Raw genomic sequence first — 21,806 nt, forward strand, 5'->3', positions numbered from 1 at the left:
CAATCTGGCGGCGCGATCCCGCCTACGTGTCCCGGCGTTCGTCACGACGTTTCAAAAGCCGTTCCGCACACGCCCTGTTCCGGTCCAACGAACTGGAACGGTTGCAAGACTACCCTATGCAGACTGGCAGATATATCGGCACCTTCAGCCAAAAACTTGACATTTCCTGCCGCTGTAGGCCTACTCATCACAGGATCGGGCGACGTAGGGAGCGTGCCATGTACGTGATTTCGCCAGTCGGCTTTGATGAATTCCTAGACCGATTGATGCGGAACGATCCGGAGTTTGCCTCTTCGAAAGTCCCTACAGGCGTCACCGCCTTCTGGTGTGAAAGCCTTGGCAGGCCCGGCTGGATGTTTGCAGGGACAGATCTTGATCCGGGCAGTCCGCTCCCGCGCGAGATCAGCCAGATCAACGACCTGCAGATCATGTCCAATTTGCTGCAAATGCACGGGGAGGCGCGGCTGGCAGCAATGATGCTGGAGTGGTCTAACTATCCTGCCCAAAGCCAGATTCTCGCCGCGCCGGATCTCGGGGCGGCCCTGCAATTCGTGGTAACTGCCAGCAATCGCAAGAACCCGGCCATGGCTGCTCGAATTATCCGATCGCAGGGCATGGCGGTTTTCCGGTTCGACATGGATCCTCGGTTCGGCCCTTTCTGCGGCATCCACGAACAGCTCCTGCTGATCTGGATCTTCCTCATCATCCGCTCGTTTCTTGGTGTCAGCGCCCAAGGCATCGGCCAGCTCCCCCGCATCGTCATATCGCGCCTGCATTCAAACGATGCGATCGATGCGCTACTGCCTTGCGAGGTAGTATATGACAGCGAAGCGGCTTCCGTCGGTGTGCCGGAGGAACTTATGGACTTCCCCGGGCTCACATTCGATCCGGAGCTATGGGCGAGCATCTTGGCCTCTCTGGAGAAGGCTGGAGGTGGGAAGCGCCGCCCATCCTCGAGAAGGCCCGATGAAATCGAGCATCTTGTCCGCAATGTCCTCGCGAAAGAGGCAAGAGTCCCACCCTTCGCCGAGATCGCCGCCGAACTGGGCCTTTCGGAACGCACCCTTGCTCGCAATTTTGCGGCCTGCGGACAGACCTATCGCGCGCTCATCGACAAGTTGCGCATGGCGATGGCGCAGGAAATGTTGCTGCAAGACGGGCTAAAGGTGAAGGATCTCGGCCACCAGCTCGGCTACAGTGACCCCTCTGCCTTTGTGCGGTCCTTCCGGCGCTATTCGGGTGTGTCACCGGCACGGTGGCGCAAGATGAAAAAGCGTGAAGGTTCACCGCATGGCGGCTCGACACGCTAGGCTGAACCGCGCACCTGAGTGCGCGACTTTGTCGGCAATCTCAGGGACATCCGTGCCTCATCAGTTTGTGTACGTTCAAAAAGGGCGGGATTAGTTCCCGAGGAGAGTTCGATGCGCTGCGGAACCGCTTCGGATACGGGCCGGACTGCACCGTTGGGCTGGGCCGCAATCAGTACTGGTACTGGATCCCGCCCTTAGCGCTTTAAATTGGGGCACACCCTACGCGACGGGTCGCAGTTATATCGCTCTGATTTAAAAACTGAAAACTGCAAAAATGGATGCGGAAGCTTCTCAATTAAATCCGATTTGCCAATCGGATCCGATAAACTGGACGCTATATCGCTGAAAAAACGTCACAACTCCATCGAGGTTGGCTATCCGAATCTGATTGACGACTCCCAACTTCGAATCCGAACCGGACTGTCCCAAGTTTTCCACATGCATCCAGCAAATTTGGGGTGTCGGTTGGGGGCCATAGAAATTTAATGTTCAGAAATAGACTTTCAATATCAATTCATTAAGCCAACTTTTGGCTTCCCGCTACCCGCTCCAGCCCTCCCTTCCCGAAACGTTCCGGACGACCCGCCGCCTTATTGACCCGGTCGCGGTGCGAGCGCGATCATGTCGGTTTGCAGGGTCCGGCCCGCCAGCAGATAATGCAGCGCCGCCCAGCCATAGCCGCAGGCAAAGATCACGATCGACCATTGCAGACCTCGCGCCTCTGCGCTGGAACAGGCCGTGAGGCGCTCCAGCTCCAAGCCCGCCAGTGCCGCCTTGCCCTCGGGTGCAAGGGCGATCAGCGGCTTGCACGCCTCCAGCGTCAGCGCCGCGTCGGTGCCGCCGAGGAACGCTGACTTGAGCACGGTCGAGAGGATCCCGATCACCAGCGGCCCGAGCCCGTAGCCAAGCAGGTTGACCACGAACAGCGTAATCGCCACCGCCGTTGCGCGCATCCGGCTGTCGACCACGCCGCCCGAAACCGCATACATCGGCCCGAGGTAGAAATAGTGGATCATCGCCGCGATCATCAGTGCCGGCATCGCCAGCCACAGGCTGTCCGCCAGAAAGCCGAAGGCGTAGAGCGGCACGGATGCTCCCATGCCCAGCGCGGGCAACCATGACAGGGCCTTGGGATAGCGTTTCGACAGACGGTCGGCGAGCCAGCCTGACGAAAACACACCGAGCGCCGCCATCACTCCGAGAATGATCCCGAACAGCAACGATGCATCGCCGATCGAAAGCTTGTGGGTGCGCATCAAGAAGGAGGTGGTGAACTGGCCGATGCCGTAACCGACGAAAGAAGCCACCGTCGCCCCCATAACCACCTGGCGATAGGCCGGCTTCTTCAACAGCACGCCCAGCGCCTCGCCGAAGCTGGCGCGTTCAAGCCCTTGCAGCGCGGCCGGATCGGTATAGCCGCGCGGCGGCTCGGCGACCGTGCGCCAGACCAGCAGCGACAGCAGCAGCCCGGGAAGGCCGACCACGACAAAGGCGACGCGCCAGCCTTCGACTTGCGCCCAGTCGAGGTGGCCGAACATCCAGCCCAGCCCGGCTGCGTTCACCCATGCACCGAAGGCCGCACCGTCCAGTCCGGCCAGCTGCCCGCCGAAGACCGAAGCCAGCATCCCGCCCAAAGGCACGCCAAGCGCATAGATCGATACAGCGGTCGCACGTCGCGCGGGGACAAAATAGTCGGCGATCAGCGACTGCGCCGGGGGCGTGCAGCCCGCCTCGCCGATGCTGACCCCGATGCGGAACAGGAACAGGGTGAGAAAGGACACCGCGAAACCGCACAGCGCGGTGAACAGGCTCCAGATGGCGACCGCGGCGGCGATAATGATTACCCGGTTACGGCGCTCCGCCAGCCGCGCGATGGGAATGCCGAGGAAGGTATAGAGCACCGCGAAGGCCGGACCGCCAAGCAGCCCCATTTGCCAGTCCTCCAGCCCGAAGGTCAGCTTGATCGGCTCGGTCAGGATATTGACGATGGTGCGGTCGATGAAATTGAAGATGTAGACCACCAAGAGCGCAGCCAGCACATAGGCGCGGTAACCCGCAGAGCCGAAGCCCTCGGCCGCGGTGCCCCCAGCCGGCATCGCTCCGGCCACGCGCGATTGCGCCATCTCGATCCTTTCCCGAAGCCCGCGTCATCGTGCGCGGGTCTTTTGTGTCGGTCCCTTCTTCGGAGCATTGGCGGACAAGGTAAAGCCCCCGCCGCCAAGCCTGCGGGCCACGAAACTATTGCCCGCGTGTCCAGCCGCCCTTGTACTTCTCGAACCAGGCGAGGATCGCCGCCGCCTTGGCCGCGCTTTGCGACGGGCGCGCGGCGATGCCGCCGTGGCTCGCGCCGGGCACCTTGACCAACGCAGTCGGCACACCGCGCAAGCGGAGCGCGGTGTAATATTGCTCGGATTCACTCACCGGCGTGCGGTAATCCTCGGCGCCGACCACCACCAGCGTCGGGGTCTCGACCTGGCCGACCAGCGAAAGCGGCGATTGCTGCCAGTAGAATTCGGGGTTCTCCCAGGGCTGCATTCCAAGCCAGTAACGCCCGAAGTACGCAGCGCTGTCGGCGGTCAGCACCTGCGTCGTCCAGTTGATCACCGGCTTCTGGGTGACGGCCGCCTTGAACCGGTTGGTCTTGCCGACGATCCAGCTGGTCAGCACCCCGCCGCCCGATCCGCCGGTGACAAACAACGCTTCGGGATCGGCAATCCCTTGTGCGATCGCCTCGTCGACGATGCTGATCAGGTCGTCATAATCGTTGCCGGGATAGGCCTTGTCGATACGGTTGGCGAAATCCTCGCCATAGCTGGTCGAACCGCGCGGATTGGCAGACAGCACGGCATAGCCCGCTGCCGCATAGAGCTGGTTGTCGCTTGCGAAATGCGGGCCATAGGCGGCGAACGGGCCACCGTGGATCTCGAGGATCAGCGGCACCCTTGTCCCCGCCTGATAGCCCGGCGGCAGGGTCAGCCAGCCTTCGATGGCGAGGCCATCATGGCTCGATTTCGTGGTGATCTTGCGCACCTCGCCCATGGTCTTGGTCGCGCGCAGTGACGCGTTGAGATCGGTCAAGGTCTTCACCTTGCCTGCGCTCGCCAGCCGCACGTCGGCCGGAAAGGTCGGCGCACCCCCAGTGAAGGCGACCGCATCATTGGCCGCGACAGAAAAGCTCCCGCCAGTATAGGGCCGATCGAACCCGCCGCCGGTCACGCCCTCTAAGACATCGCGGATCGTCCCGTCGAGCCCGATACGTGCCACCCGTGTCTCGCCACTGATGTCGTATTGTGCATACAGGCCCTTGCCGTCCGCATCCCACACGACGCCGGCGGGGCTGTAGTCCCAGCTCTCCGTAAGGTTGCGCACCCCGCTTCCGTCCGGCGCCATGATATAGAGATCGTCATTCTCGTAGGCGCGGCCAGCATCGTCGAAGCCGAGGAAGGCGACCAGCTTGCCGTCGGGTGAAACCTGCGGGCTGGTATCGGGCCCATCGCGCGAAGTCAGTGCGGTGATGGCGCCGCTGGCGATATCGAGCGCGTGAACTTCGCTTTCGACCGGATCGAGCTGCCAGTCGGGCTTGCGGTTGGCGCTGAAATAGAGCCTGCGGCCATCCTTGGAAAAGGACAGAGGCCCTCCGTCGTGATAATCGCCGAAAGTCAGCTGGCGCGGCGCACCGCCGGTCGCCGGGACAATGAAGATCTTCTCGAATCCGGGCTTGAGATATCCCGCTCCGTCGGCGCGGTAGGTGACGAGGTCGTAGATCTCGAGCGGTTCGGCCCAGGTCGCGCCTTCTGGCTTGCCGGATGGCGCGGACCCGAGCTTCGGCCCCTCGCGCGGTACCAGCATGGTATAGGCGATCATACTGCCATCGGGTGACCAGGTGATGCTGCCCGGGCTTTCGGGAAGGCCGGTGAGCCGCACGGCCTCGCCCCCCTTCAGCCACTTCACCCATAGTTGCGCCCCGCCGCTGGCGGTGGAGACATAGGCAAGGCGCGTGCCGTCGGGCGACCAGCGCGGCGCGAAGGCATTGGCATCGGGCCCGCCGGCAAGCGGCACTTCCTCCCCCGTCCGGGTGTCGATCAACCAGATGGCCGAGCGGGCGCGGTCTGCCATGATGTCGTTCGAGCGCCGGACATAGGCGATGCGGCTGCCGTCCGGGCTGATCTGCGGATCGGCGGCGACGGAAAGGTGAAAGAGATCCTGCGCGCTGAAGTGTCGCTCGGAGCCGTCACTCTCGGCCTGCGCGGAGGACGCGGGTGCAAGCAGGATTGCCGCGACAGGAGCGAGCGCGCTCGCAAGCCAGAACCTGGACATGAACGGATTTCCTTGATGAAGCCTATCGAACGGAGAGCGATGTTGCGGCGAGGTGGGTCGCCGGTCAACCATCAACTGGAGCGCGCTACTCGTCCTCGAAGCAGCCCGGTGTACCTGCCTTGGGGGATTCGTAGGTCGCCCACTCGCTGTCATCGCGCGGGGCGGCGGGCTGGCCGGCGGGGCCGGGCTGCTTGCCCAGCCTGAGCTGGTGCAGATGCACCTTGGCAATCATGTTGGCAGCGATCGGCGCGGTAACGAACAGGAACAGCGAAACCAGCAATTCATGCGTGGTCCACTCGCCCTTCACAAGCTGGAAGAAGGCCACCGAACCCACCAGCATCCCGCCAAGGCCCAGCGTTGTCGCCTTGGTCGGGCCATGCAGCCGTTCCATGAGCGAGGGCAGGCGCACCAGACCCCAGCTACCGATCAGGGCAAAGCTGCCGCCCAGCACGATCAGCGCGCTGACGAGGATCTCGGGCAGGGAAACACCGCCGCTCATTCGATGATGTCCCCCCTGAGCAGGAATTTGCAATAGGCGACCGTGCCGACGAATCCGACCATCGCGAGCAGCATCGCCGCCTCGAAGGCGGTCGCCTGTCCATTGGCGATACCCGCAAGCACGATGATCCCGATCGCGTTGATCACCATGGTATCGAGCGCGAGGATGCGGTCGGCTACCCCCGGCCCCTTGAACAGCCGCCACAGGTTCATCGCCAACGCGATGCCGAGCGCAGCGAAGCCGAAACCGAGCGCGTAAACGAGAACCGGCCCGATCATGCGAAGATCTCCTTGAGCCGTGTCTCGTAGCGCGCCTTGGTGCGGGCAATCTCCGCCGCCGGATCGGGTGCGTGCAAGGCGTGGACCAGCAGATAGGTGCCGCAGGCCGAGACATCGGCCGAAACCGTTCCGGGCGTCAGGCTGATCGTCCCGGCAAACACCGTGATCGCCTCGGGCGTGTCGAGTTCAAGCGGGATCACCAGCCAAGCCGGCTGGAGTTTATGGTTGGGCTTGAACAGAATGATCGCGGCGACCTCGAAATTGGCCACCACAATGTCCCACAGCACGATGCCGATATAGGCGAGGCCCGCAAGGAAATTGAGACGCGGGCGCTGCGGCCAGTAGGCATCGGTGAACAGCGGCACGGTCAGGCCGACGACAAGGCCGAGGAACAGCGTGCCGAAGGTCAGGTCATTGACCATCACCATCCACACGAACACCAGCAGCGCGGAAAGGCCCGGATGCGGGATCAGGCGGCTCATGGCGCAGCCTCCCCCAGCACCGCGCGTGCGGCGGCGGCACGGTCGAGCACCTGTCCCGCGGCGGCTCCGGCATAGGCGCTTGCCACGCCCGCGCCAGCCGAAAGCGTCGCAAGCAGTGCCAGCGCGATGGCGGCCGCGGCCATATCAGCGCGCGGAGCGGGCGGCACCGGGCTTTCGCCGGTTTGCGGCGCAGCCCTCCAGAACACCGCGCTGCCCGCGCGGGCAAAGCCGATCACTCCGATCAGAGTGGTGACAAGGATCACGCCGAAGGCCCAGCCCCAGTCGGGAAGGGCCGACACCGACTTCAGGATCAGCAGCTTGCCGATGAAGCCCGACAGCGGAGGCAGGCCGCTCGCCGCGATGGCGGCGGCCATGAACAGCAGGCCGACCAGCTGGCGGTCGGCAAAATCGGGGCCGGAACTGGTGTTGTCGGTCGAGCCGCCACGGCGCCGCGCGATCACATCGCTCACCAGAAACAGCGCGGCCCCGGCGAGGGTCGAATGGACGAGATAATACAGCGCCGCACCCAGCGTCGCCTCCTGCCAGCCCGCAACGGCAATCAGCAGCGTCCCGGTCGACCCGATCACCGCATAGGCCGCCTGTTCGGAAAAGCTGCGGGCCACGAACACGCCCACGAAACCGACCGCCGCCGTGACCATCGCGGCCGGCATGAGGAAGGGTGCGGGAGCCCAGGCAGCGGCCCCCGCGCCTTCGCCAAAGACCTGCGGCACCACGCGGATCAGCGAATAGACGCCGACCTTGGTCATGATCGCGAAAAGCGCCGCCACGGCGGGCGTCGCCACATCGTAGGTGCGCGGCAGCCACAGGTGGAGCGGGACGATCGCCGCCTTGATCGCGAAGACGCCCGCCAGCAGCAGCGCCGCGATCCTGAGCAGGCCCTGGTCCTCCGCCGCGATACCCGCCACCCTAACCCCCATGTCGGCCATGTTGAGTGTGCCGGTGAGGGAATAGAGGAGCCCCAGCGCGATCAGGAACAGCGAGGACCCGACAAGATTGACCACCACATATTGGACCCCCGCCTTCAACCGCGCGGGTCCCTGGCCGTGCAGCAGCAGCCCGTAGGAAGCGATCAGCAACACCTCGAAGAACACGAAAAGGTTGAACAGGTCGCCGGTCAGGAAGGCGCCGTTCAAACCCATGAGCTGGAACTGGAACAGCGGATGGAAATGCCAGCCCTTGCGGTCCGCGCCGGTAACGACGGCGTGCAGCAGGGCGATCAGCGCAAGCGTGGCTGCCAGCGTCAGCATGATCGCGGAGAGCCGGTCGGCCACCAGCACGATACCGAAAGGGGCGGGCCATTCGCCCACCTCGTAGACATGCACGATCCCGTCACCCGCAAAACCGAGCAGCGCCAGCGCCGCGACCAGCATCGCCAGGCAAGAGGCAAAGGCCGCGCTTATGCCCCACGCGGGATGGCGTCGCATCAGCATCAGCGTGACCGGAGCAGCAAGCGCGGGGATCACGATCGGCAGTATCGGGAGATGGTCGGTCAAGGTCATTCGCCCCGTCCCGCTTCGCCGTCGTCCCCGTCGCACGGGACATTGTCGCCGTCGACATGGTCGCTGCCGGTCTCGAGAAAGCTGCGCAGGGCAAGGATCACCACGAAGGCGGTCATGCCGAAGGTGATGACGATCGCAGTCAGCACCAGCGCTTGCGGCAACGGGTCGGTATATTCGGTAACCGCCTTGTCCCAGATCGGGGGACGGTTGAGCGCCAGCCTTCCGCTAGCGAACAGGAACAGGTTGACCGCATAGGAAAACAGCGTGAGCCCGAGCACGACCTGGAAGGTGCGCGCCCGCATCGACAGGTAGATCCCGCCCGCCACCAGCACGCCGATGCTGCTCGCCACGAGGAATTCGTAGGTCATGGCGCCTCTCCCGCTTCGGCGGCGCGCTTTGCCGCGTAGGCGCGCGCGGCGCGCTGGGCGATGTGGCTCAATTGCGCGAGCGCCAGCATCACCGCTCCGAATACGGTCAGGAACACGCCTGTATCGAACAGCATCGCGCTCGCCAGCTCGAACTTGCCGATCAGTGGCAGGGAGAAATATTCGAAGGTCGATGTCAGGAACGGTGCGCCGAAGAGCCACGAACCAAGGCCTGTCGCCATCGCTACCAGCACACCCCAGGCGATCATCTGGTGCTCGCCAAAGCGGCGGCGCCGGTCAGTCCAGTCATAGCCCGCAGCGAGATATTGCAGCAGGAAGGCGATAGCGATCACGAGCGCGGCGATGAAGCCGCCGCCGGGCTGGTTGTGGCCGCGCAGGAACAGGTAGATGCCGACAGTCAGTGTCAGGGGCAGCGCGATGCGGCTGGCCATGACAAACATCATCGGGTGGCGCTCGGGCGAATGAGGCATGTCCTCCTCCCATTTCGCCAAGCGCGCTCCGGCGCTACCGCGCGCGGCGGTATCGAGCAGAGCGAAAATCGCGAGGCCCGCTATTCCCAGCACGATGATCTCGCCCAGCGTATCGAAGGCGCGGAAATCGACGAGTATGACATTGACGACATTGGTGCCGCCCCCGCCCGGCTTGGAGTTCGCCAGATGGAAGGCTGAAATGCTGCTCTCCGCATCGCGCGTGAGCATCGCCCAGGCCAGCGCTCCCACCAGTGCGCCGCCGGTCACCGCCAATGCCCCGTCACGCCACTTGCGCGGGGTCGAAGACAGTATTGGTGGAGCCTTGGGCAGGAGATTGAGCGCAAGCAGCAGCAGCAGGATCGTCACGACCTCGACCGAGATCTGTGTCAGCGCGAGATCCGGCGCGGAGAAGCGCACGAAGGCCAGACTGACGACGAGGCCGATCACGCTGATATAGATCAGCACGCGGAACCGCTGACGCGCATCATTCACCACCGCCGCCGTTGCGGCGATAAGCAACGCCCAGGCCATTATCGCCGGGGCCGAGGCAGTGATCCCGGGCCGCGCACCGGTAAATGTGCCGCCGCCCACCAGCGCGCCGTCAATGATCAGCGCAACAATCACGCCGAATGTCGCCAACAGCATCCTCTGGAGCGAGGGAGTATGGGTGGCGACGATGAACTTGCGCAGCCATGTGTCGGCCCAGGCCAGCACCGCTTCGAACATCCGCTTGGCATCGAGATGGGCGATGCTCTCCCACGCCCGCAGCAGCGCCGCGTGCCGCCACAGCATCAGCGCACCGCCCGCGACGGCGATCATGCTCAGGATCAGTGCAAGATTGACCCCGTGCCACAGGGCAAGATCGAATTCCGGCACAGCCCCGCCGGTCACCGCACCCGTCGCCGCACCGACCAGCGGCGCGGCGAGCAGCATCGGGACCAGACCGAGCAGCACGGCAAGCGCGGTCAAAAAAGCAGAGGGCGCCCACATACCGGGGGCTGGATCATGGGCGCGCGCGAAGGGTTCGGGATCGCGCGGACGTCCGAAAAACAAGTGCCATGCCAGCCGCAGCGAATAGCCGACCGAGAACGTCGCGCCGATGGTCGCCAGCACCGGCAGCAGCCATGGCAGCCCGAACAGCGCTAGCTTGGGGGTCTCGTAGAGCATCAGCTCCTTGGAAATGAACCCGCCCAGCGGCGGCAGCCCCGCCATCGAGGCTGCCGCGAGCGTGGCGACGGCGGCGGTTACCGGCATCGCCTTGGCGAGCCCGCCCAGCCGCCGGATATCGCGCGTGCCGGTCTCGTGATCGACAATGCCTGCAGCCATGAACAACGCCGCCTTGAACGCTGCATGGTTGAGAATGTGCAGCACCGCGGCAAGCACAGCCGTTTCGAGCGAGAAGCCCAGCAGCATCACCAGGAGGCCAAGCTGGCTGATCGTCGAATAGGCGAGGATGCTTTTCAGATCGTGCCGGAACAGCGCCACCACTGCGGCAAAGACCATAGTCACAAGCCCGACACTGGTCACGATGGTAGTGTAAAGTTCGGTCCCGGCCAGCACCGGCCACAGACGGGCAAGCAGGAACACGCCGGCCTTCACCATCGTCGCGGAGTGGAGATAGGCGCTCACCGGCGTCGGTGCGGCCATGGCGTGGGGAAGCCAGAAATGGAACGGGAACTGCGCGGACTTGGTGAAACAGCCCAGAAGGATCAGGCCAAGGATCGCCGGATAGAGCGGCGATGCCTGCACCTGCGCGCCGCGTTCGAGGATGGTCGCAAGGTCAAACGATCCCGCCACAACGCCCAGCAGCACCATCCCGCCGATCAGCGCGAGGCCACCGCCGCCCGTCACCGCCAGCGCCATGCGCGCGCCCTGCCGCCCTTCGGCCTTGTGCTGCCAGAAGCCGATCAGCAGGAAGGAGGAAAGGCTCGTCAGTTCCCAGAACACCAGCAGCAGCAGCACGTTGCCGGCCACCACGATGCCCAGCATGGCGCCCTGGAAGAGCATGAGGCTGGCAAAGAACCGGCCCGTCGCCTCGCCCTTGTAGAGGTAGAAATGGGCGAAGATCACCACCAGCAGACCAATCCCGAGGATCAGGCCGGCGAACATCAGGCCCAGCGGATCGACCATCAGCGTGAGATCGAGGCCCAGCTGCGGCACCCAGCTGACGCTGGTGGAGGGTATGTCGCCGCCGATTACCGGGCCGGCCAGTCCTGCCAGCAGCACCAGCCCGCCCGCGCTTGCCGCACCGGCGAGCCCCGAATGGAGCGCGCGCGAACCGCCGGCCGTCAGCGCGATCAGCAACGCGGCAACGAACGGAAGCGCCACCAGCAGATATAGCGTCAAGGCATGAACCATTGGCGGTTCCGGCGACCCTTTGTGGCAGAATTGACGTTGCGACTGCGCCCCTTGCGCGCGCGCCTGCCATAGACGAGGGCTTCGCCTGAGGACAAGCACTTGCACCAAACGCACGGGCAGGTCGCGGCGTTCCCGTGACGAGACGAGATGCGGGCAGTTCAGTCGCCCTCGAACTCCATCAGCGTGTTCACCTCGATGCCGGCCTCGCGCAGACGCGCCGCGCCGCCAAGATCGGGCAAGTCAATCACGAACAATGCGTTTTCGAGCACTGCACCGGCCTGGCGCAGAAGCTCCGCAGAGGCGAGTGCCGTCCCGCCGGTCGCGATCAGATCGTCGACCATCACCACGCGCTGTCCCGGCATGATCGCGCCCGGGTCCATTTCAAGCCGGTCGGTCCCATATTCGAGAGCATAGTCGATGCCGATGGTATCGATCGGCAGCTTGCCGGGCTTGCGCACCGGCACGAAGCCGATCCCTAGCTGCACCGCCACCGCCGCGCCGAAGATGAAGCCGCGCGCCTCCATCCCGGCGATCTTTTCGGCTCCGGCAGCGCCGGCAAGCTCGGCAAGGTGATGAACGCTCGCGGCCATGCCCTGATGGTGGCCGATCAGCGTGGTGATGTCGCGGAACTGGATTCCCGGCTTGGGGAAGTCCGGCACGGTGCGAATCAGTGCTTTCAGATCTTCGCGGGAGAGGTGCGATGCGGTCATGTTGGAAGTGGCCCCTTTCGTGCTTCCAATGCACAAGCGCCCCGCCATCCGCAAGGGATGACGGGGTGCCTGCATCACGCCGTCCAGCGGCGAAGGCCTACTTCTTCTTGGGCTTCATGCCGGCCCAGATCTGCTTGTAGGACAGGAAGGCCAGCGCCGTAGCGAACAGAAGGAAACCCAGAACGAACCAGCCGGTCTGCTTGCGCTGTACGAGCGAAGGTTCGGCGGTCCAGGTCAGGAAGGCGGCAACATCCTTTGCCATCTGCGGGATGGTCGCTTCGGTGCCATCGGCATAGGACACCTGCCCGTCGAGCACGAGCGGCTGCGGCATGGCAATGTTCACGTTGGGAAAGTGCTTGTTGAAATAGAGACCCGGCGGGGTTTCGAAACCCAGCTTCGCTGCCTTTTCGGGATCGGCCTCGCCATAGCCGACAAGCAGATCGTAGACGTAGTTCGACCCGTCATGCCGCGCCTTGGTCATCAGCGAGAGATCGGGCGGGATCGCGTTGTTGTTCGCAGCCGCGGCGGCAATCGCGTTGGGATAGGGCGAGGGGAAATAATCGGTCGGCTCGCCCGGACGCGTGGTTGGCTCGCCGGTGTTCGGATCGAGGCCGGGAACGGTCCAGCTGGCCGCCTCTGCGTCGACTTCGGCTTCGGTGTAGCCAAGCTGCTGAAGATTGCGGAAGGCCACGAACTTCAGGCTGTGGCAAGCCGCGCAGACTTCCTTGTAGACCTGATATCCGCGCTGGAGCTGGGCTACGTCCCACTTCCCCATCGGGCCATCGAAGGAAAAGCCGCCTTCCGGCCCCTCGCCATGCTCGTAGAAGGCATAGGAGGCCTGCTTTTCGGGCGGCGGGCCGAAAGCGAAGTTGATGAAGCCGGGAACCAGCGACCACAGCACCAGCACCGCGGTGATGGCGAGGCCGACAATGATGCCTCCGAGACGAATAGTCATGACCGAACTCTTTCTCGTTATCGGGTCAGATTGCTTGCGAACTGCGGCCGGCCGATCACTCGGCCGGTTGCAGTGAACCATCGGGCAGGGTGCCTGCATCGCCGCCGTCGACGGTCCCGGTGCGGGACGCTTCGGCGGCCTTGTCCTTGCCGAGCACCGCCTCGGTGATCGAGAAGGGCAGCGGCTTGGGAACTTCGATCTGGCTGACGATCGGCAGGATCACCAGGAAGTGCAGGAAGTAGTAGGCCGTCGCCACCTGGCTGAGCAGAACATAGGGTTCCTCCGCGGGAGCGCCGCCCGCGATGAACAGCACTACCATCGTCGGCATGAAGCCGAACCAGAAGAACTTGTTGAACAGCGGACGGTAGTGGCCCGAGCGTACCGGGCTCTTGTCGAGCCAGGGCAGAATGAACCACAGCAGGATCGAACCGAACATCGCGATCACGCCCAAGAGCTTCGCCGGGATCAGAACGATGCCGGTGAAGGGGATGGTGAGATCCCCGGTGAAGGCGCGCAGGATCGCGTAGAACGGCCAGAAATACCATTCGGGAACGATGTGCGCCGGGGTCGAGAGCGGGTTCGCCTCGATATAGTTGTCCGGGTGACCCAGCGCATTGGGAAGGAAGAACACCATCGCGGCGAAGGCGATCAGGAAGACGCCGAGGCCGAAGCCGTCCTTCGCCGTGTAGTACGGGTGGAACGGCACGGTGTCGCTCTCGCTCTTCACTTCCACGCCGGTCGGATTCGACGAGCCCGGGATGTGCAGCGCCCAGATGTGCAGGATCACGACGCCCGCGATCACGAAGGGCAGCAGGAAGTGCAGGCTGAAGAAGCGGTTCAGAGCGGCATTGTCCGGCGCAAAGCCGCCCAGCAGCCAGACCTGAAGCGGTTCGCCCACCAGCGGGATCGCGCTGAACAGGCCGGTGATCACCTGCGCACCCCAGAAGCTCATCTGGCCCCAGGGCAGCACGTAGCCCATGAAGGCGGTCGCCATCATCAGCAGGAAGATCACGACGCCCAGCAGCCAGATCATCTCGCGCGGGGCCTTGTAGGACGAATAGAACAATCCGCGGAAGATGTGCAGGTAGACGACGATGAAGAAGAAGCTCGCGCCGTTGGCGTGGGCGTAACGCAGCGCCCAGCCCCAGTTGACGTTGCGCATGATGTGCTCGACCGTGCCGAAGGCGACCGCCTGGTTGGCGGCATAATGCATCGCGAGCACGACGCCGGTGACGATCTGGATCATCAGGCAGAAGCCGGCGAGGACGCCGAAGTTCCACATGTAATTGAGGTTGCGCGGCACCGGATAACCGGCCCCGACCGCGTTGTAGACGAGCCGCGGCAGCGGCAGCTTCTCGTCAAGCCACTTGGTCAGAGCGGTCTTCGGTTCGTATTGCTTGGCCCAGGCGAAACTCATGGCGTTCTCTCGGCTTTGATCGTTTTACAAAATCGGGCGATTATCGTTGTGATACAGTTACGAAGGCTCAGCCGACGCGGATGACCGTATCGGAAGTGAAGCTGTATTCCGGCACCTGCAGGTTGAGCGGTGCAGGGCCTTTGCGGATGCGGCCGGCGACATCGTAGTGCGAACCGTGGCAGGGGCAGAAATAGCCGCCGAACTCGCCCTTGTTTTCGCCTTCTGCAGCGCCCAACGGCACGCAGCCGAGGTGGGTGCAGACGCCCATGGTGACCAGAACATCCTCGTGGCCTTCCTTGGTACGATCGGCCAGGGTCTGGGGATCGCGCATGCTGGCGCCATCATCCTTCTTGGCCGCCGCGATTTCTTCTGCGGTCAGGCGCTTCACGAACAGCGGCTGCTTGCGGAACACCGCCTTGATCGCCTGGCCAGGCTGGATCGCGCTGACATCGACCTCGGTGGTGCTCGCGGCGAGCACGTCCGCCGAAGGCGCCATCTGGCTCACCAGCGGGATCAGGACCGCAGCGCCGCCGACACCGGCGGTGCTGAGCGCGGCAATGTGAATCCAGTCGCGGCGGCGGACGCCTTCTTCGGTGCCCGTTTCGTTCAGTACGGCCGTGTCAGAAGCCATTTCGTCTTACCCTGCTCGTGTTGCCGCGCCGGAAAAACGGCCCGCGCGGCGTGGTGTTACAGTTGCGGGGCGAAAAGCCCCATGACAGTCCGTCGATTGATCCCCGCTCCGGGCAAGATTGCACCTTTGGCGCATTCTGCCCGAAACTCGCGGGGGCAATTAACGGCAATCCAGCGAGAATCCAACCGTGTTTTAAGCAAGGCCTGTTCGCCTGCGCGCAAAGCGGGCTCAGGGAAGCGCGATCATGCTGATCTGCCGCCCGTATTCCGCCGCACGCGCCTGCGTGGACCTGCGATGCGAATGGTAACGCGCGACATGTGAGAAAGTATCCCGGCCAAGATCGGCAATTTTGCTGAGGCCTGCCCCGGCCAGCCGCGCGATGATGTAGCCGGGCAGATCAAAATGCCACCGGCGCGCTCCTTCGCGCATCCCGGCATCGGCGAAAAAGCATTCATCCTCAGCGGTAAAACGGGCACGGAAGGGTGCGTCAACCTCATAGCTCGGCTGGGCGATCGTCGGCCCCAGCACGGCGACAATATTCTCCCGCCGTGCGCCCAGCCCTTCCATCGCGGCCACCGTGTTCTCGAGCACGCCCTCGACCGCACCCCGCCAGCCGGCATGGGCGGCCCCGACAACACCGGCCTCGCGGTCGGCAAACAGGATGGGACCGCAATCGGCAGTCACGATCCCGAGCACAATGCCGGGCGTGGCCGTTACCACCGCATCGGCCACCGGGCGGCCTTCGGCGGCATCATCCCAGACTTGCGCAACCACCGCGACATCGGGCGAATGCACCTGATGCGGCGCGGCAAGGCGACCGCCGGGCAATATCGCGTCGGCGGCTGCCTCTCTCAGCGCGCGCGCCGCAGCGGGATCGCCCGGTCCGCCGAAGCCGAACTGGTGCTTGCCCCCAGCGCTGCCGAAAAATCCGTGCGGAACGCCTTCGAGCAATGCGTGACGTTCGATCTGGAACTCCACCTGATCAGCCTTCCAGCGATCGGCTGACCTGCTCGAAAGTGTCGCGCGACAGCTTGCCTGCGGCCATGATGCGTTCCAGCTCGCCCTTCATCAGCGCCGCCCGCTCGGGCTCGATCCGCCGCCAGCGCCCGAGCGAGGGCACGAAGCGGGCCGCGGTCTGCGGATTGATCGGATCAAGCGCGAGGATCACGTCGGCGATCATGCGGTAGCCTTCGCCATCGGCAGAATGGAACCCCTTGGGATTGCCCGCAAAGGCCATGTACAAGGAGCGCACACGGTTGGGATTCTTCATCGTGAAATCGGGGTGATCGGCCAGCGCGCGGGTATGCTCTATCACATCTGGATGCAGCGAGAGCGCCTGCAGGGTGAACCACTTGTCCACCACCAGCGCATTGTCCTTGTAGCGATCATAGAAGGCCGCCAGCTTGTCCGCCCTCGCCGGATGATCCAGCCCGCACAGCACCATCAGAGCGCCCTGCCGGTCGGTCATGTTGTCGGCGGCGTCATACTGCTGCGCCGCCAGATCGCCTGCGCGCGCCGGATCGGCCGCCGCGATGAGCCCCAGCGCGATGGTCTTGACCTTGCGCGCCCCGCGCCCCGCCGGATCGTCGAGCGCCACCGCCGAAGCGCGCGCGTGAAGGGCTGCGAGTTCCGCCGCGAGCGCCGTTCCGATTGCCGCCTTCAGCCCCTCGCGCACGGTGTGGATCGCACCCGGATCGGCCTTGCGCTCGCCGGTGCCCCCCGAACCTGCCATCGCCTCGAACAGATAGGTTTCGGACGGCAGCACCAGCAATTCGCCGCGCATCGCGTCGTCAAGCGCGTTGTCGGCAAGGCTCGAAGCGAAAGCGCCGATGATCGCTGTCTCGCCCGCCGCCTGCTCCTCATCCGATAGCGTGCCGCTCGCCGCGCCGACGAGGTGGCCGACGGCCAGTTCCTGCAAGGCTTCCGAACGCGCGAAGGGATCATCGTCATGCGCGGCGAGAAAGACGAGGTCATCGCGCGCCAGATCGCGTTCGATCAGCACAGGCGCGGTAAAGCCGCGGTTGATAGAAACCACCGGATCGGGGCCTGCGAGCGGGAGAGAAAAACTCTGCCTCTCCTCGTCCAGAACCACCAGCTGCTCCGCACCCAGCGCGCCGGACCGCGAATGCACCGCGACGCGGAGCGGGATCGGCATGGGCTGCTTGTCGGGCTGGCCGGCCGTGGGAGGAACGGTCTGGCGCAACGTCAGGCGAAGCGTCTCACCCTCGACCGCCTGCGCGACGGCGACGCGCGGGGTACCCGCCTGACGATACCACAGGCGGAACTGGGCGAGGTCAATCCCCGCCCCGTCCTCGATCGCCTTGACGAAATCCTCGCAGGTCGCGGCCTCGCCGTCGTGGCGCTCGAAATAGAGGTCTGTGCCCTGCCGGAACCGCTCAACGCCCGTCATCGAGCGCATCATGCGGATCACCTCGGCGCCCTTGTTATAGACGGTCGCGGTGTAGAAGTTCGAGATTTCCCGGTAGCTGTCGGGCCGGATCGGATGCGCGAGCGGCCCCGCGTCCTCGGGGAACTGCGCGGCGCGCAGAATGCGCACGTCCTCGATCCGCTTGACCGCCTCGCCCCGCATGTCCTGGCTGAAGAGCTGGTCGCGCAGCACGGTGAAGCCCTCTTTCAGCGAAAGCTGGAACCAGTCGCGGCAGGTCACGCGGTTACCCGACCAGTTGTGGAAATATTCGTGGGCGATCACGCCCTCGACCGCGTCGAAATCGGCGTCGGTTGCGGTATCGGCGTCGGCCAGGACATATTTGGTATTGAAGACGTTGAGCCCCTTGTTCTCCATCGCCCCCATGTTGAAATCGCTGACCGCAACGATGTTGTAGAGATCGAGGTCGTATTCGCGGCCGAACACGTCTTCGTCCCACTTCATCGAACAATGCAGCGACGCAAGCGCGTGATCGGTCCGCGCGAGGTCTTCCTTGCGCACCCAGATGTTGCATTCGACCTCGCGGCCAGAGCAGGTGGTAAAGGGCTTGCTGTTCGCCACCAGATCGCCCGCCACCAGCGCAAAGAGATAGGACGGCTTGGGCCAGGGATCGTGCCATTCGGCCCAATGGGTGCCATCGCCCTTATCGCCCTCGGCGACCTTGTTGCCGTTGCACAGCAGGACCGGAAAAACTGCCTTGGGCCCCGCCATCCGCACGGTGTAGACCGACAGCACATCGGGCCGGTCGGGGAAGAAGGTGATCCGGCGGAAACCCTCGGCCTCGCACTGGGTGCAGAGCATCCCGCCCGAGGCATAGAGGCCCATCAACTGGGTATTGGCCGAAGGAGCGATTTCGGTCTCGATGACGATGAGGTGCGCATCCTCGCGCAGCGGCACGATCAGGTCGCCTGCGTCCATGCGCCAGTCGGCGGGCGCACCATCGACGCTCACCGAAACCGGCTTGAGGCCGTCGCCGTTGAGGCGGATCGTTTCGGCGTGATCCGCGCGGGCATTGCGCTGCACGGTCAGTTCGGTGCGCACGCGGGTCTGGGTAAGGCCGAGATCGAAATCGAGCTTCACTTCCGGCACCAGCCAGCCAAACGGGCGATAATCCTCGCGCAGGATGACCGGCGGCTCGTGCGGCGTGCGCGCCGCATCGGCCAGTTCGGGGTTGCCTTCGGGGTTCGTCGGGGTGGTTGCGATATCCATGCCGCCCGATTTAGGTTGATTCGCGCAGCCGTCCAATGATTAGGTTTGATGCATGGGCCATTTGCTGATTTTCGGACTGGGCTACACCGCAAAGCGGATCGCGGCCGCCATGCGCGAGCTGGGGTGGCAGGTCAGCGCGACAGGCAGCGCGGGCGACATCGCCTTTGCCGATCGCGAGGCCGTGCTGGCGGCGCTGGGGCAAGCGACGCACATCCTCTCTTCCGTCCCGCCCGACCGGGCCAGCGGCGGGGATCCGGTGCTCGATACCTACGGCGAGGCACTTGCAGGTAGGGCGCTGTTCTACCTCTCCTCCACCGGCGTCTACGGCGACCGGCAGGGCGCGTGGGTGGACGAAGCGACGCCGACCATCGCCCAGAGCGGAGAAGGGCGGAGAAACGCCCGCGCAGAGGCCGATCTGGCATGGCTGAACATGGGCGCGCGGGTGTTCCGCCTGCCGGGGATCTACGGACCGGGGCGCAGCGCGCTCGACCGGGTGCGCGAAGGCAAAGCGCGGCGGATCGACTTGCCCGATCAGGTGTTCAGCCGCGTCCATGTCGATGACATCGCCAGCGGGGTGGTCGCCGCGCTCACACAGGACGCACCCGCCGGGGCCTACAATCTCGGCGACGACCTGCCTGCCAGCGGCAATGAAGTGACCGAACACGCCTGCCGCTTGCTCGGCCTGCCGCTTCCGGCGCTGGAAGCGCTGGAGGAAGCAAACCTGTCGGATATGGCGCGCGGCTTCTACATGGAGAACCGCCGCGTCGCGAACGGCAAGGCGAAGCGGGTGCTGGCATGGCAGCCGCGCTACCCGACCTATGTCGAGGGGCTAGCGGCGCTGCTTTGAACGCAGCGCCAGCGCCATTCCGAAAAGCGCGAGCGCCGCACCGCTCGCGGTCAGCGCGGTCCAGCGATAGCCTTCGAACAGCGTCGACAGCAGCATCGCGACGCAGACGGTAACGATGCCGTTATAGGCCGTCTTCCCCGCCCCGATCTCGCGCACCAGATTGTAGTGCAGCGGGAAGGTGACGACCGATCCGATCAGCGCCAGATAGGCCGTTCCCGCCCAGAACTGCCACTTTGCCGGCAGAGGCGGCGGCCCGGCGGTTACAGCTGCGAAGAACAGATCGAAGATCGTGCCGTAGAGCATCGCCCAGGCCAGCAGGCTCACCATCGGAACGCCGCGGCCTGTGGGATTGGCCTGCACCACGTTGGCGATAGATGCGGCCAGCATCCCGCCCACCGCCAGCGCGATGCCTAGACCGACATTACCGCCGAGCGGGGCTGCATTCCATTCGTGCACCAGCAGCAATGCCACCCCGCAGATGGCGACAAGGCTCCCGCCGATAAACCCGCCCTGCACCCTTTCGCCGATGACCAGCCGCGCAAAGATCGCGTTCGGCACCATCAGAAGGGCGAACATCACCGCGACGATGCCCGAAGTGATGTGCATCTCGGCATGATAGACGAACAGGAAATTGCCCGAAAATTGCGCGAGCCCGACACCGAGCGCGAGCAGTTGTTCAGGCCGCGTCAGCCGCAGTCGCTTGCCCATCAGCAGCGCCACCAGAAACAGCGCGGGGCAGGCGATGAGGAAGCGGTAGAATACGCTCCATGCCGCCGGCACGCCGTCGATCTGGCCGGTGATGACGAACCAGGTCGAGCCCCAGATCGTCCCCGTCAGCAGAAACGGGATCAGCACCCGAGGGCTGAGCATGGTCGGCGCGGAAGCCTCGCTCATAGGGCGGCGATGGCCTTGCCGAGCGCCTGCGCATCCTCGGGCTTGGTATTCCACGCGGTCACGAACCGGGCCGAGTCGGCACCCCAGTCATAGAATGCGAAATCCTGCGCGCGCAGCGCCTCGCGCTCTGCCGGGGTCAGCCGGACAAACAGCTCGTTCGCTTCGACCGGATGCAGCAGCCTCTCGCCGCAGCCCGCTGCGACCTCCTGTGCCGCCGCGTTCGCATGGCGCGCATTGGCGAGCCACAGGTCATCTTCCAGCATGGCGAGGATCTGTGCGGCCAGATACCGGCCCTTGCATTGCAGGTGTCCGGCGCGTTTGCGACGGTAGCGCACCTGCATCGCCGCATCCGGATCGAACAGAACGACCGCTTCCGCCCCCATCCCGCCATTCTTGATGAACCCGAAGGCGAGACTGTCGACCGGGCCGCTGGCGGCACGTGCAGCATCTTCGGCGCTACCGCCCAGAAACCCCGCAGCATTCGCGAAGCGCGCACCGTCCATGTGCAGGCCGAGCCGCCGCGCCTTCGCGAAAGCACCGAGGTCTGCGAGCTCCTCCGGGCGGTAAGTGCAGCCATACTCGCTCGCCTGGGTGATGGCGATGGCATGGGGCTGCACCTGATGCACGTCGTTGCGGATCGGATCGATCAGCGCGGCAATATCTTGAGGCGTCAGCTTGGCACCCGCGCCATCCGCCAGCATCAGCTTCGCACCGTGCAGGAAGAAGCCGGGCGCGCCGCCTTCATCCACCTCGATATGCGCCTCGCGGTGGCACACCACCCCGCCGTGCGGCGCGCACATGGTGGCGAGCGCGAGACAGTTCGCCGCCGTACCCGTCGCCACCCACAGCGCCGCGCACTCGCGCCCGAACAGCGCGGTAAAGCGCGCGTCGAGCTGCTGCGAAAGGGTATCCCCGTCATAGGGATTGTCCGGATGATCCGCAGCGCGCATGGCCTCCCAAAGCTTGGGGTGGACGGCGGCGGCATTGTCGGAGAGAAAGGGTCTGGCGAGGGTCATCGTCAAACGCCTCTAGCCACCGGCGCGGCCATGACAAGTGGATAGGGCAAGAGGGAGGACA

Annotated in this window: 18 protein-coding genes; 2 read left to right on the top strand and 16 right to left on the bottom strand. The window is 64.7% G+C overall.

Features of this window, described 5'->3' with window-relative positions; all coding sequences use genetic code 11:
- Positions 1–116 precede the first annotated feature (116 nt).
- Positions 117–1,310, top strand: a complete 1,194-nt coding sequence (locus I603_RS08915; RefSeq protein WP_084440006.1) for a helix-turn-helix domain-containing protein — start codon at positions 117–119, stop codon at positions 1,308–1,310.
- Positions 1,311–1,900: 590 nt separating this feature from the next.
- On the opposite strand, the gene I603_RS08920 is transcribed toward I603_RS08915, so the two are convergent.
- The 14 genes from I603_RS08920 to pepN form a co-directional block, all read right to left on the bottom strand.
- On the bottom strand, positions 1,901–3,433 hold the full coding sequence (locus tag I603_RS08920) for a spinster family MFS transporter (protein ID WP_068864246.1): 1,533 nt from the start codon (positions 3,431–3,433) through the stop codon (positions 1,901–1,903).
- Positions 3,434–3,548: 115 nt separating this feature from the next.
- Positions 3,549–5,627 (bottom strand): alpha/beta hydrolase family protein, encoded by a 2,079-nt coding sequence (locus I603_RS08925; RefSeq protein ID WP_068864248.1) that lies wholly within the window; start codon positions 5,625–5,627, stop codon positions 3,549–3,551.
- A gap of 85 nt (positions 5,628–5,712) precedes the next feature.
- Positions 5,713–6,126 (bottom strand): Na+/H+ antiporter subunit G, encoded by a 414-nt coding sequence (locus tag I603_RS08930; protein WP_068864249.1) that lies wholly within the window; start codon positions 6,124–6,126, stop codon positions 5,713–5,715.
- A complete protein-coding gene (locus tag I603_RS08935; RefSeq protein WP_068864252.1) occupies positions 6,123–6,404 on the bottom strand; it encodes a K+/H+ antiporter subunit F in 282 nt (93 codons plus the stop codon). Before I603_RS08935 ends, I603_RS08930 begins: the two co-directional genes overlap by 4 nt.
- Positions 6,401–6,886, bottom strand: coding sequence for a Na+/H+ antiporter subunit E (locus I603_RS08940; RefSeq protein ID WP_068864253.1), 486 nt, complete (start codon positions 6,884–6,886; stop codon positions 6,401–6,403). Before I603_RS08940 ends, I603_RS08935 begins: the two co-directional genes overlap by 4 nt.
- Entirely contained in the window at positions 6,883–8,406 is a 1,524-nt protein-coding gene (locus I603_RS08945) for a monovalent cation/H+ antiporter subunit D (protein WP_068864255.1), read from the bottom strand. The genes I603_RS08940 and I603_RS08945 overlap by 4 nt, the downstream gene beginning before the upstream one ends.
- Positions 8,403–8,774 (bottom strand): Na+/H+ antiporter subunit C, encoded by a 372-nt coding sequence (locus tag I603_RS08950; protein WP_068864256.1) that lies wholly within the window; start codon positions 8,772–8,774, stop codon positions 8,403–8,405. Before I603_RS08950 ends, I603_RS08945 begins: the two co-directional genes overlap by 4 nt.
- Positions 8,771–11,620 (bottom strand): monovalent cation/H+ antiporter subunit A, encoded by a 2,850-nt coding sequence (locus tag I603_RS08955; RefSeq protein ID WP_068864258.1) that lies wholly within the window; start codon positions 11,618–11,620, stop codon positions 8,771–8,773. Before I603_RS08955 ends, I603_RS08950 begins: the two co-directional genes overlap by 4 nt.
- A gap of 158 nt (positions 11,621–11,778) precedes the next feature.
- Positions 11,779–12,330, bottom strand: a complete 552-nt coding sequence (locus I603_RS08960; protein ID WP_068864260.1) for an adenine phosphoribosyltransferase — start codon at positions 12,328–12,330, stop codon at positions 11,779–11,781.
- A 97-nt stretch (positions 12,331–12,427) separates the two neighbouring features.
- Positions 12,428–13,285 carry a cytochrome c1 gene (locus I603_RS08965; RefSeq protein WP_068864262.1) on the bottom strand — a complete coding sequence of 286 codons (858 nt, stop codon included), beginning with the start codon at positions 13,283–13,285 and terminating at the stop codon, positions 12,428–12,430.
- Positions 13,286–13,340: 55 nt separating this feature from the next.
- Complete coding sequence (locus I603_RS08970) at positions 13,341–14,702, bottom strand: cytochrome b (RefSeq protein WP_068864265.1); 1,362 nt, start codon at positions 14,700–14,702, stop codon at positions 13,341–13,343.
- Between the two features lie 67 nt (positions 14,703–14,769).
- On the bottom strand, positions 14,770–15,333 hold the full coding sequence (petA, locus tag I603_RS08975) for a ubiquinol-cytochrome c reductase iron-sulfur subunit (protein WP_068864267.1): 564 nt from the start codon (positions 15,331–15,333) through the stop codon (positions 14,770–14,772).
- 228 nt (positions 15,334–15,561) lie between these two features.
- Complete coding sequence (gene pgeF, locus I603_RS08980; RefSeq protein ID WP_068864269.1) at positions 15,562–16,311, bottom strand: peptidoglycan editing factor PgeF; 750 nt, start codon at positions 16,309–16,311, stop codon at positions 15,562–15,564.
- A 4-nt stretch (positions 16,312–16,315) separates the two neighbouring features.
- A complete protein-coding gene (pepN, locus tag I603_RS08985; RefSeq protein ID WP_068864271.1) occupies positions 16,316–18,988 on the bottom strand; it encodes an aminopeptidase N in 2,673 nt (890 codons plus the stop codon).
- 52 nt (positions 18,989–19,040) lie between these two features.
- On the opposite strand from pepN, the gene I603_RS08990 reads away from it, so the two are divergent.
- The gene (locus I603_RS08990) at positions 19,041–19,835 is read left to right on the top strand and encodes a Rossmann-fold NAD(P)-binding domain-containing protein (protein WP_068864272.1); all 795 of its coding nucleotides are present in this window, start codon (positions 19,041–19,043) and stop codon (positions 19,833–19,835) included.
- On the opposite strand, the gene I603_RS08995 is transcribed toward I603_RS08990, so the two are convergent.
- The gene (locus tag I603_RS08995; RefSeq protein WP_068864273.1) at positions 19,818–20,729 is read right to left on the bottom strand and encodes a DMT family transporter; all 912 of its coding nucleotides are present in this window, start codon (positions 20,727–20,729) and stop codon (positions 19,818–19,820) included. The two genes, I603_RS08990 and I603_RS08995, sit on opposite strands and share 18 nt — an antisense overlap.
- Positions 20,726–21,745: a threonine aldolase family protein gene (locus tag I603_RS09000; protein ID WP_068864275.1), complete on the bottom strand. Its 1,020-nt coding sequence runs from the start codon at positions 21,743–21,745 to the stop codon at positions 20,726–20,728. The genes I603_RS08995 and I603_RS09000 overlap by 4 nt, the downstream gene beginning before the upstream one ends.
- Positions 21,746–21,806: the final 61 nt, after the last annotated feature.

The organism is Erythrobacter dokdonensis DSW-74, assembly GCF_001677335.1.
GTDB classification, from domain to species: Bacteria; Pseudomonadota; Alphaproteobacteria; order Sphingomonadales; family Sphingomonadaceae; genus Erythrobacter; species Erythrobacter dokdonensis.